Source organism: Stutzerimonas sp. Brlt_14 (assembly GCF_051948915.1).
Taxonomy (GTDB): domain Bacteria; phylum Pseudomonadota; class Gammaproteobacteria; order Pseudomonadales; family Pseudomonadaceae; genus Stutzerimonas; species Stutzerimonas stutzeri.
Map to the genome: position 1 here is coordinate 11,987 of NZ_JAYJLM010000009.1, position 15,136 is coordinate 27,122.

At 58.7% G+C, this 15,136-nt stretch carries 19 protein-coding genes; all 19 read left to right on the plus strand.

Annotated features, from left to right (window positions below; genetic code table 11):
- Nucleotides 1–41: 41 nt before the first annotated feature.
- A complete protein-coding gene (rpoC, locus tag VF716_RS19565; RefSeq protein ID WP_011911982.1) occupies nucleotides 42–4,241 on the plus strand; it encodes a DNA-directed RNA polymerase subunit beta' in 4,200 nt (1,399 codons plus the stop codon).
- Nucleotides 4,242–4,382: 141 nt separating this feature from the next.
- Nucleotides 4,383–4,754, plus strand: a complete 372-nt coding sequence (gene rpsL / locus VF716_RS19570) for a 30S ribosomal protein S12 (RefSeq protein ID WP_003280832.1) — start codon at nucleotides 4,383–4,385, stop codon at nucleotides 4,752–4,754.
- Between the two features lie 98 nt (nucleotides 4,755–4,852).
- Nucleotides 4,853–5,323, plus strand: coding sequence for a 30S ribosomal protein S7 (gene rpsG, locus VF716_RS19575; RefSeq protein WP_011911984.1), 471 nt, complete (start codon nucleotides 4,853–4,855; stop codon nucleotides 5,321–5,323).
- 30 nt (nucleotides 5,324–5,353) lie between these two features.
- Entirely contained in the window at nucleotides 5,354–7,474 is a 2,121-nt protein-coding gene (gene fusA / locus VF716_RS19580; RefSeq protein ID WP_011911985.1) for an elongation factor G, read from the plus strand.
- Nucleotides 7,475–7,504: 30 nt separating this feature from the next.
- A complete protein-coding gene (gene tuf / locus VF716_RS19585; RefSeq protein WP_011911986.1) occupies nucleotides 7,505–8,698 on the plus strand; it encodes an elongation factor Tu in 1,194 nt (397 codons plus the stop codon).
- Between the two features lie 150 nt (nucleotides 8,699–8,848).
- Nucleotides 8,849–9,160, plus strand: coding sequence for a 30S ribosomal protein S10 (gene rpsJ / locus VF716_RS19590; RefSeq protein WP_003186070.1), 312 nt, complete (start codon nucleotides 8,849–8,851; stop codon nucleotides 9,158–9,160).
- Between the two features lie 82 nt (nucleotides 9,161–9,242).
- A complete protein-coding gene (gene rplC, locus VF716_RS19595; protein ID WP_011911987.1) occupies nucleotides 9,243–9,878 on the plus strand; it encodes a 50S ribosomal protein L3 in 636 nt (211 codons plus the stop codon).
- Nucleotides 9,879–9,890: 12 nt separating this feature from the next.
- Nucleotides 9,891–10,493, plus strand: coding sequence for a 50S ribosomal protein L4 (gene rplD / locus VF716_RS19600; RefSeq protein ID WP_011911988.1), 603 nt, complete (start codon nucleotides 9,891–9,893; stop codon nucleotides 10,491–10,493).
- On the plus strand, nucleotides 10,490–10,789 hold the full coding sequence (rplW, locus tag VF716_RS19605) for a 50S ribosomal protein L23 (RefSeq protein ID WP_003281842.1): 300 nt from the start codon (nucleotides 10,490–10,492) through the stop codon (nucleotides 10,787–10,789). Before rplD ends, rplW begins: the two co-directional genes overlap by 4 nt.
- A 14-nt stretch (nucleotides 10,790–10,803) precedes the next feature.
- A complete protein-coding gene (gene rplB / locus VF716_RS19610; protein ID WP_011911989.1) occupies nucleotides 10,804–11,625 on the plus strand; it encodes a 50S ribosomal protein L2 in 822 nt (273 codons plus the stop codon).
- A gap of 16 nt (nucleotides 11,626–11,641) precedes the next feature.
- Entirely contained in the window at nucleotides 11,642–11,917 is a 276-nt protein-coding gene (gene rpsS, locus VF716_RS19615; RefSeq protein ID WP_003293029.1) for a 30S ribosomal protein S19, read from the plus strand.
- Between the two features lie 13 nt (nucleotides 11,918–11,930).
- Complete coding sequence (gene rplV / locus VF716_RS19620; RefSeq protein WP_003304070.1) at nucleotides 11,931–12,263, plus strand: 50S ribosomal protein L22; 333 nt, start codon at nucleotides 11,931–11,933, stop codon at nucleotides 12,261–12,263.
- 13 nt (nucleotides 12,264–12,276) lie between these two features.
- Nucleotides 12,277–12,963, plus strand: a complete 687-nt coding sequence (gene rpsC / locus VF716_RS19625) for a 30S ribosomal protein S3 (RefSeq protein ID WP_003289210.1) — start codon at nucleotides 12,277–12,279, stop codon at nucleotides 12,961–12,963.
- A 12-nt stretch (nucleotides 12,964–12,975) separates the two neighbouring features.
- On the plus strand, nucleotides 12,976–13,389 hold the full coding sequence (rplP, locus tag VF716_RS19630; RefSeq protein ID WP_003281836.1) for a 50S ribosomal protein L16: 414 nt from the start codon (nucleotides 12,976–12,978) through the stop codon (nucleotides 13,387–13,389).
- Entirely contained in the window at nucleotides 13,389–13,580 is a 192-nt protein-coding gene (gene rpmC / locus VF716_RS19635; RefSeq protein ID WP_003281834.1) for a 50S ribosomal protein L29, read from the plus strand. Before rplP ends, rpmC begins: the two co-directional genes overlap by 1 nt.
- Nucleotides 13,581–13,582: 2 nt before the next feature.
- A complete protein-coding gene (rpsQ, locus tag VF716_RS19640; RefSeq protein ID WP_011911990.1) occupies nucleotides 13,583–13,849 on the plus strand; it encodes a 30S ribosomal protein S17 in 267 nt (88 codons plus the stop codon).
- Nucleotides 13,850–13,872: 23 nt separating this feature from the next.
- Nucleotides 13,873–14,241, plus strand: a complete 369-nt coding sequence (gene rplN, locus VF716_RS19645; protein ID WP_440552865.1) for a 50S ribosomal protein L14 — start codon at nucleotides 13,873–13,875, stop codon at nucleotides 14,239–14,241.
- Between the two features lie 11 nt (nucleotides 14,242–14,252).
- Nucleotides 14,253–14,567 carry a 50S ribosomal protein L24 gene (rplX, locus tag VF716_RS19650; protein WP_003304067.1) on the plus strand — a complete coding sequence of 105 codons (315 nt, stop codon included), beginning with the start codon at nucleotides 14,253–14,255 and terminating at the stop codon, nucleotides 14,565–14,567.
- A gap of 19 nt (nucleotides 14,568–14,586) precedes the next feature.
- A complete protein-coding gene (rplE, locus tag VF716_RS19655; protein ID WP_011911991.1) occupies nucleotides 14,587–15,126 on the plus strand; it encodes a 50S ribosomal protein L5 in 540 nt (179 codons plus the stop codon).
- The last annotated feature ends 10 nt before the right edge of the window (nucleotides 15,127–15,136 follow it).

Genomic DNA, 15,136 nt, shown 5'->3' on the forward strand with positions numbered 1-15,136 from the left:
GGCGTCAGCCGGCTGCCGCAGGTCCGTGAGGAGGAAAGGCCTTGAAAGACTTGCTGAATCTGTTGAAAAACCAGGGTCAAATCGAAGAGTTCGATGCCATCAAGATTGCCCTGGCGTCCCCCGAGATGATCCGTTCCTGGTCCTTCGGTGAAGTGAAGAAGCCGGAGACCATCAACTACCGTACGTTCAAGCCCGAGCGTGACGGCCTTTTCTGCGCCAAGATCTTTGGCCCGGTCAAGGACTACGAGTGCCTGTGCGGCAAGTACAAGCGCCTCAAGCATCGCGGTGTGATCTGCGAGAAGTGTGGTGTGGAAGTTGCGCTGGCCAAGGTGCGTCGCGAGCGCATGGCGCACATCGAACTGGCTTCTCCGGTCGCGCACATCTGGTTCCTGAAGTCGCTGCCGTCCCGTATCGGCCTGCTGCTGGACATGACCCTGCGCGATATCGAGCGCGTGCTCTATTTCGAGAGCTACGTGGTGATCGATCCGGGCATGACCACTCTGGAGAAAGGTCAGCTGCTTAACGACGAGCAGTACTTCGAAGCCCTCGAAGAGTTCGGTGACGACTTCGATGCCCGCATGGGTGCCGAGGCTGTCCGCGAGCTGCTGATCCAGATCGACCTGGAGCACGAGATTGGCCGTTTGCGCGAGGAAATTCCGCAGACCAACTCGGAAACCAAGATCAAGAAGCTCTCCAAGCGTCTGAAGCTGATGGAGGCTTTCCATGGCTCGGGCAACCTGCCGGAGTGGATGATCCTGACCGTGCTGCCGGTGCTGCCGCCGGATCTGCGTCCGCTGGTTCCGCTGGATGGCGGTCGTTTCGCGACTTCGGATCTGAACGATCTGTATCGCCGCGTGATCAACCGCAACAACCGTCTGAAGCGCCTGCTCGACCTGTCGGCGCCGGACATCATCGTGCGCAACGAAAAGCGCATGCTGCAGGAAGCGGTCGATGCGCTGCTGGACAACGGCCGCCGCGGCCGCGCCATCACCGGTTCGAACAAGCGCCCGCTGAAGTCCCTGGCTGACATGATTAAGGGCAAGCAGGGTCGTTTCCGTCAGAACCTGCTTGGCAAGCGCGTGGACTACTCCGGTCGTTCCGTGATCACCGTAGGTCCGACCCTGCGTCTGCACCAGTGCGGCCTGCCGAAGAAGATGGCGCTCGAGCTGTTCAAGCCGTTCATCTTCGGCAAGCTGGAAATGCGCGGCATGGCCACCACCATCAAGGCGGCCAAGAAGATGGTCGAGCGCGAGCTGCCGGAAGTCTGGGACGTTCTCGCCGAAGTGATTCGCGAGCATCCCGTACTGCTCAACCGCGCACCGACCCTGCACCGTCTGGGTATCCAGGCGTTCGAGCCGGTACTGATCGAAGGCAAGGCGATCCAGCTGCACCCGCTGGTCTGTGCCGCGTACAACGCCGACTTCGACGGTGACCAGATGGCCGTGCACGTGCCGCTGACGCTGGAAGCCCAGCTGGAAGCGCGCGCGCTGATGATGTCGACCAACAACATCCTCTCGCCAGCCAACGGCGAGCCGATCATCGTCCCGTCGCAGGACGTGGTTCTGGGTCTGTACTACATGACCCGTGAAGCCATCAATGCCAAGGGCGAAGGGCGCGTGTTCGCCGACCTGCAGGAAGTCGACCGCGTGTTCCGCGCCGGTGAAGCCTCGCTGCACGCCCGGGTCAAGGTGCGCATCAACGAGACCATCAAGGATCGTGACGGCAGCATCACCAAGAACACCCGCATCGTCGACACCACCGTCGGCCGCGCGCTGCTGTTCCAGATCGTGCCGGAAGGGATGTCGTTCGACGTCGTCAACCAGCCGATGAAGAAAAAGGCGATCTCCAAGCTGATCAACCTGTGCTACCGCACCGTTGGTCTGAAGGATACCGTCATCTTCGCCGACCAGCTGATGTACACCGGCTTCGCCTACTCGACCATTTCCGGTGTTTCGATCGGTGTGAACGATTTCGTCATCCCGGACGAGAAGGCGCGCATCATCGATGCGGCCACCGAAGAAGTGAAGGAGATCGAGTCGCAGTACGCCTCGGGCCTGGTTACTCAGGGCGAGAAGTACAACAAGGTGATCGACCTCTGGTCCAAGGCCAACGACGAAGTGTCCAAGGCCATGATGGCCAACCTCTCGAAAGAGAAGGTCATCGACCGCGAAGGCAACGAAGCCGAGCAGGATTCGTTCAACTCGATGTACATGATGGCCGACTCCGGTGCGCGGGGTTCCGCGGCTCAGATTCGCCAGCTCGCCGGTATGCGTGGCCTGATGGCCAAGCCGGACGGCTCCATCATCGAAACGCCGATTACGGCGAACTTCCGTGAGGGGCTGAACGTACTGCAGTACTTCATCTCCACGCACGGTGCTCGTAAGGGTCTGGCGGATACCGCACTGAAAACCGCGAACTCCGGGTACCTGACTCGTCGTCTGGTGGATGTCGCGCAGGATCTGGTGGTCACCGAGATCGATTGCGGCACCGAGCAGGGTCTGCACATGACTCCGCACATCGAAGGCGGCGACGTGGTCGAGCCGCTGGGCGAGCGCGTGCTGGGTCGCGTGATTGCGCGTGACGTGCTCAAGCCGGGCACCGATGACGTGCTGGTTCCGGCGGGTACGTTGATCGACGAGCAGTGGGTCGACTTTATCGAGCTGAACAGCATCGACGAAGTGATCGTGCGCTCGCCGATCTCCTGTGAAACCCGCTACGGCATCTGTGCCAAGTGCTACGGTCGTGATCTGGCCCGTGGGCATCAGGTCAACATCGGCGAGGCGGTCGGCGTTATCGCTGCCCAGTCGATCGGTGAGCCGGGTACTCAGCTCACCATGCGTACGTTCCACATCGGTGGTGCGGCGAGCCGTACCTCGGCCGTCGACAACGTGCTGGTGAAGAACGGCGGTACCATCCGCCTGCATAACCTGAAGCACGTCGAGCGTGCCGATGGCGCGCTGGTGGCCGTGTCTCGTTCCGGCGAGCTGGCCGTGGCGGACGACTTCGGTCGTGAGCGCGAGCGCTACAAGCTGCCGTACGGTGCTGTGATTTCCGTGAAGGAAGGCGACAAGGTCGACGCTGGCGCCGTGGTTGCCAAGTGGGACCCGCACACCCACCCGATCGTGACCGAAATGAAGGGTGTTGTGACCTTCGTTGGCATGGAGGAGAACATCACCATCAAGCGCCAGACCGACGAGCTGACCGGTCTGACCAACATCGAGGTGATGGATCCGAAGGACCGTCCGGCCGCAGGCAAGGACATCCGTCCGGCGATCAAGATGGTCGACGCCAATGGCAAGGAGTTGTTGCTGCCAGGTACCGACGTACCGGCCCAGTACTTCCTGCCGGCTAACGCGCTGGTCGGTGTTGCGGACGGCGCCGAGATCAATGTGGGTGACGTCATCGCACGTATCCCACAGGAAACCTCGAAGACCCGCGACATCACCGGTGGTCTGCCGCGCGTTGCCGACCTGTTCGAAGCGCGTCGTCCGAAGGAGCCGTCCATCCTGGCGGAAATCAGCGGCACGATTTCCTTCGGTAAGGAAACCAAGGGCAAGCGTCGCCTGGTGATTACGCCGACCGACGGTAGCGATCCGTACGAAGAGCTGATTCCGAAGTGGCGTCACCTGAACGTCTTCGAAGGCGAACAGGTGAACAAGGGTGAAGTGATCTCCGACGGCCCGAGCAACCCGCACGACATTCTGCGGCTGTTGGGCGTCAGCGCACTGGCACGCTACATCGTCAACGAGATCCAGGACGTTTACCGCCTGCAGGGCGTGAAGATCAACGACAAGCACATCGAGACCATCCTGCGGCAGATGCTGCGCAAGGTCGAGATCACCGAGTCGGGCGATTCCAGCTTCATCAAGGGCGACCAGATGGAACTGACCCAGGTGCTGGAAGAGAACGAGCGTCTGAGCGCAGAGGACAAGTTCGTCGCCAAGTACGTCCGCGTCCTGCTGGGCATCACCAAGGCGTCGTTGTCGACCGAGTCGTTCATCTCCGCGGCCTCCTTCCAGGAGACTACCCGCGTGCTGACCGAAGCGGCCGTGACTGGCAAGCGCGACTACCTGCGCGGCCTGAAGGAGAACGTGGTTGTGGGTCGTCTGATCCCGGCCGGTACCGGTCTGGCGTATCACAGCGAGCGCAAGCGCAAGCGTGATGCCGAGAAGCCGGTCCGTGTGAGTGCCGATGAAGTCGAAGCGGCGCTGACTGAAGCGCTGAACTCCAGCGGCAATTGAGAGTGCCAGGCCCCGGTCGCAAGCCGGGGCCTGCCTTGACGGTGGGCGAGAAGCTCTTTAGACTCTCGTACCCCTAAATTGGCGGGGCTTCGTGCCCTGCCATTTTTCGTTTGTGTCGAAAGACAACAGTGGAGCTAGTAGATGGCAACTATCAACCAGCTGGTACGTCAGCCGCGCAAGCGGGTCGTCGAGAAAAGCGACGTCCCTGCGCTGCAAAACTGCCCGCAGCGTCGTGGCGTGTGCACCCGTGTGTACACCACCACGCCGAAGAAACCGAACTCCGCACTGCGTAAGGTGTGCCGTGTTCGTCTGACCAACGGCTATGAAGTCGCCTCCTACATCGGTGGTGAAGGTCATAACCTGCAAGAGCACAGCGTAGTGCTGATCCGTGGCGGTCGTGTAAAAGACCTTCCGGGTGTGCGTTACCACACCGTGCGCGGTTCGCTGGATACCTCCGGCGTAAAAGACCGTAAGCAGGGTCGTTCCAAGTACGGCGCCAAGCGTCCGAAGTAAGCAGTATTTCTATTTATTTGAGTCGATAAGAGTAAGGTCGGGCGTAACCTGCGCGTTACCGTTCCGAGCTAACCTGAAGACCGTTTGAGGGCTTATCAATGCCAAGACGTCGTGTAGCAGCCAAGCGCGAGATTCTGGACGATCCGAAGTACGGAAGTCTGATCCTGGCCAAGTTCATGAACCACGTGATGGAAAGCGGCAAGAAGGCCGTTGCCGAGCGTATCGTTTATGGTGCCTTGGACAAGGTGAAGGAGCGCAAGAATGGCGACCCCCTGGAAGTCTTCGAAAAAGCACTCGATGCCATCGCTCCGCTGGTCGAAGTCAAGTCCCGCCGTGTAGGCGGTGCTACCTACCAGGTTCCGGTCGAAGTTCGTCCTTCCCGTCGTAACGCGCTGGCCATGCGCTGGCTGGTAGATGCTGCGCGCAAGCGTGGCGAAAAATCCATGGCGCTGCGCCTCGCTGGCGAGCTGCTGGATGCTTTTGAAGGTAAAGGCGCTGCGGTCAAGAAGCGCGAAGACGTGCACCGTATGGCTGAAGCCAACAAGGCCTTCTCGCACTACCGCTTCTAAATCAAGCGCAACTTTTACGAGGACCTTATTGTGGCCCGTACTACCCCTATCAACCGCTACCGTAACATCGGTATCTGTGCCCACGTCGACGCGGGCAAGACTACCACCACGGAGCGGATTCTGTTTTACACCGGCCTCAGCCACAAGATGGGTGAAGTGCATGACGGTGCGGCGACCACCGACTGGATGGTGCAGGAGCAGGAGCGTGGTATCACCATCACCTCCGCTGCTGTCACGACCTTTTGGCAGGGTTCGCGCGGTCAGTACGACAACTATCGTGTAAACGTCATCGATACCCCCGGTCACGTTGACTTCACCATCGAAGTAGAGCGCTCCCTGCGCGTTCTCGACGGTGCTGTCGTTGTGTTCTGCGGTACCTCCGGCGTTGAGCCGCAGTCCGAAACCGTATGGCGTCAGGCCAACAAGTACGGCGTGCCGCGTATCGTCTACGTCAACAAGATGGACCGTCAGGGTGCCAACTTCCTGCGCGTCGTCGGTCAGATCAAGCAGCGCCTGGGTCACACCCCGGTTCCTGTTCAGCTGGCCATTGGTTCCGAAGAGAACTTCGCCGGTCAGATCGATCTGATCAAGATGAAGGCCATCTACTGGAACGATGACGACAAAGGCACCACCTACCGCGAGGAAGAGATTCCGGCGGAGCTGATGGATCTGGCCGAAGAATATCGCTCGAACATGATCGAGGCTGCGGCCGAGGCCAACGAAGAGCTGATGAACAAGTATCTCGAAGGTGGTGAGCTGACCATCGAAGAGATCAAGGCTGGTCTGCGTCAGCGCACCATCGCCTGTGAAATCGTTCCGGCCGTTTGTGGTTCGTCCTTCAAGAACAAGGGCGTGCCCCTGGTTCTCGATGCCGTCATCGACTATCTGCCTGCGCCGACCGAGATTCCGCCGATTCAAGGCGTCAATCCGGATAACGAAGAGCAGGTCGATGAGCGTCATGCAAGTGATGACGAGCCGTTCTCCGCTCTGGCGTTCAAGATCGCTACCGACCCGTTCGTGGGTACCCTGACCTTTACTCGTGTTTATTCCGGTGTGCTGTCTTCCGGTGACTCGGTAATCAACTCGGTCAAGGGCAAGAAGGAGCGCGTGGGTCGGATGGTGCAGATGCACGCCAACCAGCGTGACGAGATCAAGGAGTGCCGTGCCGGCGACATCGCCGCGCTGATCGGCATGAAGGACGTCACCACGGGTGACACCCTCTGCTCGATCGAGAAGCCGATCATCCTCGAGCGTATGGACTTCCCGGAGCCGGTTATCTCGGTAGCTGTCGAGCCGAAGACCAAGGCAGACCAGGAAAAGATGGGTATCGCGCTGGGCAAACTGGCTCAGGAAGACCCGTCGTTCCGTGTCCAGACCGACGAAGAGACTGGTCAGACCATCATTTCCGGTATGGGTGAGCTGCACCTCGACATTCTCGTCGACCGTATGCGTCGCGAGTTCAACGTTGAGGCGAACATCGGTAAGCCGCAGGTTTCCTACCGTGAAACCATCACCAAGGACAATGTCGAGATCGAAGGCAAGTTCGTTCGTCAGTCCGGTGGTCGTGGTCAGTTCGGTCATTGCTGGATCCGTTTCTCGACCCCGGACGTGGACGAGAAGGGCAATATCACCGAAGGCCTGGTGTTCACCAACGAGGTTGTGGGTGGTGTGGTTCCGAAGGAATACATCCCGGCAATCCAGAAGGGCATCGAAGAGCAGATGAAGAACGGCGTTGTCGCCGGCTATCCGCTGATCGGCCTGAAGGCGACCGTGTTCGATGGCTCCTACCACGACGTCGACTCCAACGAGATGGCGTTCAAGGTTGCAGCTTCGATGGCGACCAAGCAGCTGGCCCAGAAGGGCGGCGGCAAGGTGCTCGAGCCGATCATGAAGGTCGAAGTGGTGACCCCTGAGGACTACATGGGTGACGTGATGGGTGACCTGAACCGTCGTCGTGGTCTGATCCAGGGTATGGAAGACTCGGTCTCCGGCAAGGTTATCCGTGCTGAGGTTCCGCTCGGAGAGATGTTCGGTTACGCAACCGACGTTCGTTCCATGTCTCAGGGTCGCGCGAGCTACTCCATGGAATTCTCCAAATACGCTGAGGCTCCGGCGAATATCGTCGAGACGCTCGTCAAAAAACAAGGTTGATTCAGCCCTTTAAGTAAGAGGTTTACTGTCGTGGCTAAGGAAAAATTCGAACGTAACAAACCGCACGTCAACGTCGGCACCATTGGTCACGTCGACCATGGCAAGACCACTCTGACTGCCGCTCTGACTCGCGTGTGCTCCGAGGTCTTCGGTTCCGCTCGTGTCGACTTCGACAAGATCGATAGCGCTCCGGAAGAGAAGGCTCGCGGTATCACCATCAACACCGCCCACGTAGAGTACGACTCCAACGTCCGTCACTACGCGCACGTTGACTGCCCGGGTCACGCTGACTACGTGAAGAACATGATCACCGGTGCTGCCCAGATGGACGGCGCGATCCTGGTTTGCTCGGCTGCTGACGGCCCCATGCCGCAGACTCGCGAGCACATCCTGCTGTCCCGTCAGGTTGGTGTTCCGTACATCGTCGTGTTCCTGAACAAGGCCGACATGGTTGATGACGCCGAGCTGCTCGAGCTGGTCGAGATGGAAGTTCGCGACCTGCTGTCGACCTACGACTTCCCGGGTGACGACACTCCGATCATCATCGGCTCCGCGCTGATGGCGCTGAACGGCGAAGACGACAACGAGCTCGGCACCACCGCGGTGAAGAAGCTGGTCGAAACCCTGGACAGCTACATCCCCGAGCCGGTTCGTGCCATCGACAAGCCGTTCCTGATGCCGATCGAAGACGTGTTCTCGATCTCCGGTCGCGGCACCGTGGTAACCGGTCGCGTAGAGCGCGGCATCGTCAAGGTTCAGGAAGAGATCGAGATCGTCGGTCTGCGTCCGACCACCAAGACTACCTGCACCGGCGTTGAGATGTTCCGCAAGCTGCTCGACGAAGGTCGCGCTGGCGAGAACTGCGGCGTGCTGCTGCGTGGCACCAAGCGTGACGAAGTGGAGCGTGGTCAGGTTCTGGCCAAGCCGGGCACCATCAAGCCGCACACCAAGTTCGAAGCCGAAGTGTACGTGCTGTCCAAGGAAGAAGGTGGTCGTCACACCCCGTTCTTCAAGGGCTACCGTCCGCAGTTCTACTTCCGTACCACTGACGTGACCGGTTCGTGCGAACTGCCGGAAGGCGTCGAGATGGTAATGCCGGGCGACAACGTGAAGATGGTTGTCACCCTGATCAAGCCGATCGCCATGGAAGACGGCCTGCGCTTCGCGATTCGCGAAGGTGGTCGTACCGTTGGTGCCGGCGTGGTTGCCAAGATCGTCGAGTAATATTTGACGATGATGAAAGAGGCCCCTTCGGGGGCCTTTTTCTATTGTTGATCATTTATTGACACCCTATAGGTGCATCCGTACAATTGCGCCTCCTTTTACCGGGGGTATTGCGCCTGGTAGGGTGGCTACTTGGAGTCTGAGGTCAAAATGCAAAACCAACAAATCCGTATTCGGTTGAAGGCTTTTGACCATCGCCTGATCGATCAATCAACCCAGGAAATCGTGGAAACCGCGAAACGTACTGGTGCTCAGGTGCGTGGTCCGATTCCGCTGCCAACCCGCAAAGAGCGGTTCACTGTGCTGGTTTCTCCGCACGTCAACAAAGACGCGCGCGATCAGTATGAAATTCGAACCCACAAGCGTGTGCTGGACATCGTTCAGCCGACCGACAAAACCGTCGATGCGCTGATGAAGCTCGATCTTGCGGCTGGTGTGGAAGTGCAGATCAGCCTCGGCTAAAACCTGAGAGTTTTAGTCGTGTAACGCTCTGAAATGGGCGGCCATAGCGGGTGAAAGCCCCGTACACTCAAGAGGTTTAAAAATGACTATTGGTGTAGTCGGTCGTAAATGCGGCATGACCCGCGTTTTCACCGAGGATGGTGTCTCTATTCCGGTTACGGTCATCGAGATCGAGCCGAATCGCGTCACTCAGTTCAAGAATGAAGAGAGCGATGGCTATCGTGCAGTGCAGGTCACTGTCGGTGAGCGTCGTGCGTCCCGTGTTACCAAGGCTCAGGCCGGTCACTTCGCCAAGGCGAACGTGGCAGCAGGTCGTGGCGTCTGGGAATTCCGCCTCGAAGGCGAGGAGTTCCAGGTTGGTGACCAGATCAATGCCGAAATTTTCCAGGCAGGCCAGCTGGTGGATGTCACCGGTCAGTCCAAGGGTAAAGGCTTTGCCGGTACCATCAAGCGCTGGAATTTCCGTGGTCAGGACAATACCCACGGTAACTCCGTATCCCACCGCGTCCCGGGCTCTATTGGTCAGTGCCAGACTCCAGGTCGTGTATTCAAGGGCAAGAAGATGTCCGGGCACATGGGCGCCGAGCGCGTAACCGTGCAGTCTCTGGAAATCGTGCGTGTCGATGCCGAGCGTAACCTGCTGCTGGTCAAGGGTGCAGTCCCTGGTGCCACCGGTGGTGACGTGTTCGTGCGTCCGGCCGTCAAGGCTCGCGGTTAAGGGGGAGTTCACATGCAATTGAATGTAAATGGCGCACAGGCCATCGAAGTCTCCGATCGCACCTTTGGTGGTGAGTTCAACGAGACGCTGGTGCACCAGGCAGTCGTCGCCTACATGGCTGGCGGTCGTCAGGGTAGCAAGCAGCAGAAGACCCGCTCCGATGTGTCCGGTGGTGGCAAGCGTCCGTGGCGCCAGAAGGGCACCGGTCGCGCTCGTGCCGGTACCACTCGTGGTCCGATCTGGCGTGGCGGTGGTGTCACCTTCGCTGCTCGCCCGCAGAACCACGAGCAGAAGCTGAACAAGAAGATGTATCGCGCTGCGCTGCGTTCCATCCTTGCTGAGCTGGTTCGCTCCGAGCGTCTGGTAGTCGTAGAAGATTTCGCCGTCGATGCCCCGAAGACCAAGGCGCTTGCCAGCAAGCTCAATGGTATGGGTCTGAGCGACGTGCTGATCGTTTCCGATGCTGTCGATCAGAACCTGTACCTGGCTGCGCGCAATCTGCCGCATGTCGACGTACGTGACGTCCAGGGTTCCGATCCGGTCAGCCTGATCGCCTATGACAAGGTGTTGATCACCGTGTCGGCTGTGAAGAAATTCGAGGAGCTGCTGGGATGAACCAGGAACGCGTATTCAAAGTCCTGCTTGGTCCGCACGTCTCCGAGAAGGCTACCGTGCTGGCTGACAGCAAGAAGCAATTCGTTTTCAAGGTTGCGACTGACGCAACCAAGCTGGAAATCAAGAAGGCTGTTGAAAGCCTGTTCGACGTGAAGGTCGCCGCCGTCAACACCCTGAACGTTCAGGGCAAGACCAAGCGCACCGCTCGCGGTCTGGGCAAGCGCAACGACTGGAAGAAGGCTTATATCGCTCTTCAGCCAGGCCAGGATCTCGATTTCTCCGGCAGTGCTGAGTAAGGAAGGGGTGCATCATGGCAATCGTTAAATGCAAACCGACTTCCGCGGGCCGCCGTTTTGTGGTCAAGGTGGTCAATCAGGAGCTGCACAAAGGCGCTCCTTACGCACCGCTGCTCGAGAAGAAGTCGAAGACTGGCGGCCGTAACAACAACGGTCGTATCACCACTCGCCACATCGGCGGTGGTCACAAGCAGCATTATCGTCTGGTCGATTTTCGTCGCAACAAGGATGGCATTCCGGCCATCGTCGAGCGTATCGAATACGATCCGAACCGTACTGCGCACATCGCGCTGCTGAAGTATGCCGACGGTGAGCGTCGCTACATCATCGCGCCGAAAGGCGTGAGCGCTGGCGATCAGCTGGTCTCGGGCATCAATGCTCCGATCAAGGCTGGTAACAGCCTGCCGCTGCGTAACATCCCGCTGGGTTCTACCGTTCACGGTATCGAGCTCAAGCCGGGCAAGGGTGCTCAGCTCGTTCGCTCCGCTGGTGCTTCGGCTCAGCTGGTCGCTCGTGAGGGCTCCTATGTGACGCTGCGTCTGCGCTCCGGCGAAATGCGCAAGGTGTTGGCTGAATGCCGTGCGACCCTGGGCGAAGTCTCGAACTCCGAGCACAGCCTGCGTTCGCTGGGTAAGGCCGGTGCCAAGCGCTGGAAGGGCATTCGCCCGACCGTTCGTGGTGTCGCGATGAACCCGGTCGATCACCCGCACGGTGGTGGTGAAGGTCGTACCTCCGGTGGTCGTCATCCGGTGTCGCCATGGGGCTTCCCGACTAAGGGCGCGAAGACCCGCACTAACAAGCGCACCGATAACATGATCGTCCGTCGTCGCAAGTAACTAGAGGGATACGACAGTGCCGCGTTCTCTGAAAAAAGGTCCTTTTATCGATCTTCACCTACTGAAGAAGGTCGAAGCGGCGGTGGAAAAGAATGATCGCAAGCCGGTGAAAACCTGGTCGCGTCGTTCGATGATCCTGCCGCAGATGGTCGGTCTGACCATCGCTGTACACAACGGTCGCCAGCATGTTCCGGTCCTCGTGTCCGAAGACATGGTCGGCCACAAACTCGGCGAGTTCGCTGCTACCCGCACTTATCGTGGGCACGTGGCGGACAAGAAAGGCAAGCGCTAAGGGGTAAGGAAAGATGGAAGTAGCCGCTAAGTTGTCGGGCGCTCGCATCTCCGCCCAGAAAGCCCGCCTGGTCGCCGACCAGATCCGCGGGAAGAAGGTGGGCGATGCGCTCAACCTCCTGGCTTTCAGCAGTAAGAAAGCCGCCGAGATCATGAAGAAGGTGCTGGAGTCGGCCGTTGCCAACGCCGAGCACAACGAAGGCGCTGATGTGGATGACCTGAAAGTCTCCACCGTCTTCGTCAACGAAGGGCGTTCGCTTAAGCGCATCATGCCGCGTGCCAAAGGCCGCGCTGATCGCATCGTCAAGCGGTCTTGCCATATCACTGTCAAGGTTGCGGACAAGTAACGGAGTCGATCAGATGGGTCAGAAAGTACATCCCACTGGCATTCGCCTGGGAATCGTCAAGGAGCACACCTCCGTCTGGTACGCAGACGGCCGTACGTATGCAGACTATCTGCTTGCAGATCTGAACGTGCGTGAGTACCTCCAAGACAAACTAAAAAGCGCGTCCGTAAGCCGTATCGATATCCATCGCCCGGCTCAAACCGCACGCATCACCATCCACACCGCTCGTCCCGGCATCGTGATCGGCAAGAAGGGTGAGGATGTTGAGAAGCTGCGTCAGGACCTGACCAAGCAAATGGGTGTGCCGGTGCACATCAATATCGAAGAGATCCGCAAGCCGGAGCTCGACGCCATGCTGGTTGCACAGAGCGTAGCTCAGCAGCTGGAGCGTCGCGTGATGTTCCGTCGCGCCATGAAGCGCGCCGTACAGAACGCCATGCGTATTGGTGCCAAGGGCATCAAGATCCAGGTCAGTGGTCGTCTGGGTGGGGCTGAAATCGCCCGTACCGAGTGGTATCGCGAAGGTCGTGTGCCGCTGCACACCCTGCGTGCCGATATCGATTACAACACTTACGAAGCGCACACCACTTACGGTGTGATCGGCGTGAAGGTGTGGATCTTCAAAGGCGAAGTGATTGGTGGTCGCCATGAAGAGCTCAAGCCTCAAGCGCCTGCTCCTCGTAAAAAAGCTGCTAAGTAAGGGGTACGCCAAATGTTGCAACCCAAGCGTACAAAATTCCGCAAGCAGATGACCGGCCACAATCGTGGTCTGGCTCAGCGCGGTAGCAAGGTCAGCTTCGGCGAATTCGCGCTGAAGTCTGTTTCCCGTGGTCGTCTGACCGCGCGTCAGATCGAGGCTGCACGTCGTGCGCTGACTCGTCACGTCAAGCGTGGCGGCAAGATCTGGATCCGCGTGTTCCCCGACAAGCCCGTTACCAAGAAGCCCCTGGAAGTTCGTATGGGTAAAGGTAAGGGTAGCGTCGAGTACTGGGTAGCCCAGATTCAGCCGGGCAAGGTGCTCTACGAGATCGAGGGTGTTTCCGAAGAGCTGGCGCGTGAGGCTTTCGCCCTGGCCGCTGCAAAGCTGCCGCTCGCCACCTCCTTTGTTAAGCGGACGGTGATGTAATGAAAGCGAATGAACTTCGTGAAAAATCCGTTGAGCAGCTGAACGAGCAACTGCTCGAGCTGCTGCGGGACCAGTTCAATCTGCGTATGCAGAAAGCGACTGGCCAGTTGGGGCAGTCTCACCTGCTCTCGCAAGTCAAGCGCGACATCGCTCGTGTCAAGACTGTGCTCAACCAGCAGGCAGGTAAGTGATCATGGCTGAAGCTCAGAAAACCGTCCGCACGCTGACCGGCCGTGTCGTCAGCGACAAGATGGACAAGACCATCACCGTACTGATCGAGCGTCGCGTCAAGCACCCGATCTACGGCAAATACGTTAAGCGTTCGACCAAACTGCACGCCCACGACGAAACCAACCAGTGCAAGATCGGCGACAAGGTTTCCATTCGTGAAACCCGTCCGCAGTCCAAGACCAAGTCCTGGGCGCTGGTTGAAGTCGTTGAACGCGCCGTCGAAGTCTAAGGGCTAGGGGTCGGAGAAATTATATGATTCAGACTCAATCCATGCTCGATGTGGCTGATAACAGTGGCGCTCGTCGCGTCATGTGTATCAAGGTGCTCGGCGGTTCCCACCGCCGTTACGCCGGCATCGGCGACATTATCAAGGTCACCGTCAAGGAAGCGATTCCGCGTGGCAAGGTCAAGAAAGGCCAGGTGATGACCGCTGTAGTGGTCCGCACCCGTCACGGTGTTCGCCGTCCCGACGGCTCCATCGTCCGCTTCGATGGCAACGCTGCTGTTCTGCTGAACAACAAGCAAGAGCCTATCGGCACCCGCATCTTCGGGCCGGTGACTCGTGAGCTTCGTACCGAGAAGTTCATGAAGATCGTTTCGCTCGCACCTGAAGTGCTGTAAGGAGTAGCCGCATGCAAAAGATTCGTCGCAACGACGAGATCATCGTCATCGCCGGCAAAGACAAGGGCAAGCGCGGTAAGGTGCTGAAGGTGCTCGCTGACGACCGTCTGGTCGTTGGCGGGATCAACCTGGTCAAGCGCCACACCAAGCCGAACCCGATGTCCGGTGTTCAGGGCGGTATCGTCGAGAAAGAGGCGCCTTTGCACGTCTCTAACGTCGCCATTTTCAACGGTGAAACCAACAAGGCAGACCGCGTTGGCTTCAAGGTTGAAGAAGGCAAGAAAATTCGTGTCTTCAAGTCGACCCAGAAGCCGGTTGACGCTTGAGACTGCTAGGTAGATAACCATGGCACGACTAAAAGAAGTTTATCGGAAGGAAATCGCGCCCAAGCTGAAGGAAGAACTTCAGCTCAAGAACGTGATGGAAGTTCCGCGCATTACCAAGATCACCCTCAACATGGGTATCGGCGAAGCGATCGGTGACAAGAAGATCATCGACAACGCGGTTGCCGATCTGGAAAAGATCACCGGTCAGAAGGTTGTAGTGACCCACGCTCGCAAGTCCATCGCAGGCTTCAAGGTCCGCGAAGGCTGGCCGATCGGCGTCAAGGTAACCCTGCGCAGCGATCGCATGTACGAATTCCTGGATCGTCTGCTTTCGATCTCCCTGCCGCGCGTGCGTGACTTCCGCGGCCTGAATGCCAAGTCCTTCGATGGCCGCGGCAACTACAGCATGGGTGTCAAAGAGCAGATCATCTTCCCGGAAATCGATTACGACAAGATCGATGCCCTGCGTGGTCTGGATATCACTCTGACCACTACTGCTCGGACGGATGATGAGGGTCGTGCGTTGCTGCGCGCTTTCAACTTCCCGTTCCGTAACTGATTGGAGTAGG

Coding starts and splice junctions, on each gene's coding strand:
- rpsQ (WP_011911990.1), top strand. CDS start 13,583: ATGGCTGAAGCTCAGAAAACCGTCCGCACGCTGACCGGCCGTGTCGTC.
- rpsL (WP_003280832.1), top strand. CDS start 4,383: ATGGCAACTATCAACCAGCTGGTACGTCAGCCGCGCAAGCGGGTCGTC.
- rplP (WP_003281836.1), top strand. CDS start 12,976: ATGTTGCAACCCAAGCGTACAAAATTCCGCAAGCAGATGACCGGCCAC.
- rplD (WP_011911988.1), top strand. CDS start 9,891: ATGCAATTGAATGTAAATGGCGCACAGGCCATCGAAGTCTCCGATCGC.
- rplE (WP_011911991.1), top strand. CDS start 14,587: ATGGCACGACTAAAAGAAGTTTATCGGAAGGAAATCGCGCCCAAGCTG.
- rplV (WP_003304070.1), top strand. CDS start 11,931: ATGGAAGTAGCCGCTAAGTTGTCGGGCGCTCGCATCTCCGCCCAGAAA.
- rpsJ (WP_003186070.1), top strand. CDS start 8,849: ATGCAAAACCAACAAATCCGTATTCGGTTGAAGGCTTTTGACCATCGC.
- rplB (WP_011911989.1), top strand. CDS start 10,804: ATGGCAATCGTTAAATGCAAACCGACTTCCGCGGGCCGCCGTTTTGTG.
- rplX (WP_003304067.1), top strand. CDS start 14,253: ATGCAAAAGATTCGTCGCAACGACGAGATCATCGTCATCGCCGGCAAA.
- rpmC (WP_003281834.1), top strand. CDS start 13,389: ATGAAAGCGAATGAACTTCGTGAAAAATCCGTTGAGCAGCTGAACGAG.
- rplC (WP_011911987.1), top strand. CDS start 9,243: ATGACTATTGGTGTAGTCGGTCGTAAATGCGGCATGACCCGCGTTTTC.
- rpsG (WP_011911984.1), top strand. CDS start 4,853: ATGCCAAGACGTCGTGTAGCAGCCAAGCGCGAGATTCTGGACGATCCG.
- rplN (WP_440552865.1), top strand. CDS start 13,873: ATGATTCAGACTCAATCCATGCTCGATGTGGCTGATAACAGTGGCGCT.
- rpsC (WP_003289210.1), top strand. CDS start 12,277: ATGGGTCAGAAAGTACATCCCACTGGCATTCGCCTGGGAATCGTCAAG.
- rplW (WP_003281842.1), top strand. CDS start 10,490: ATGAACCAGGAACGCGTATTCAAAGTCCTGCTTGGTCCGCACGTCTCC.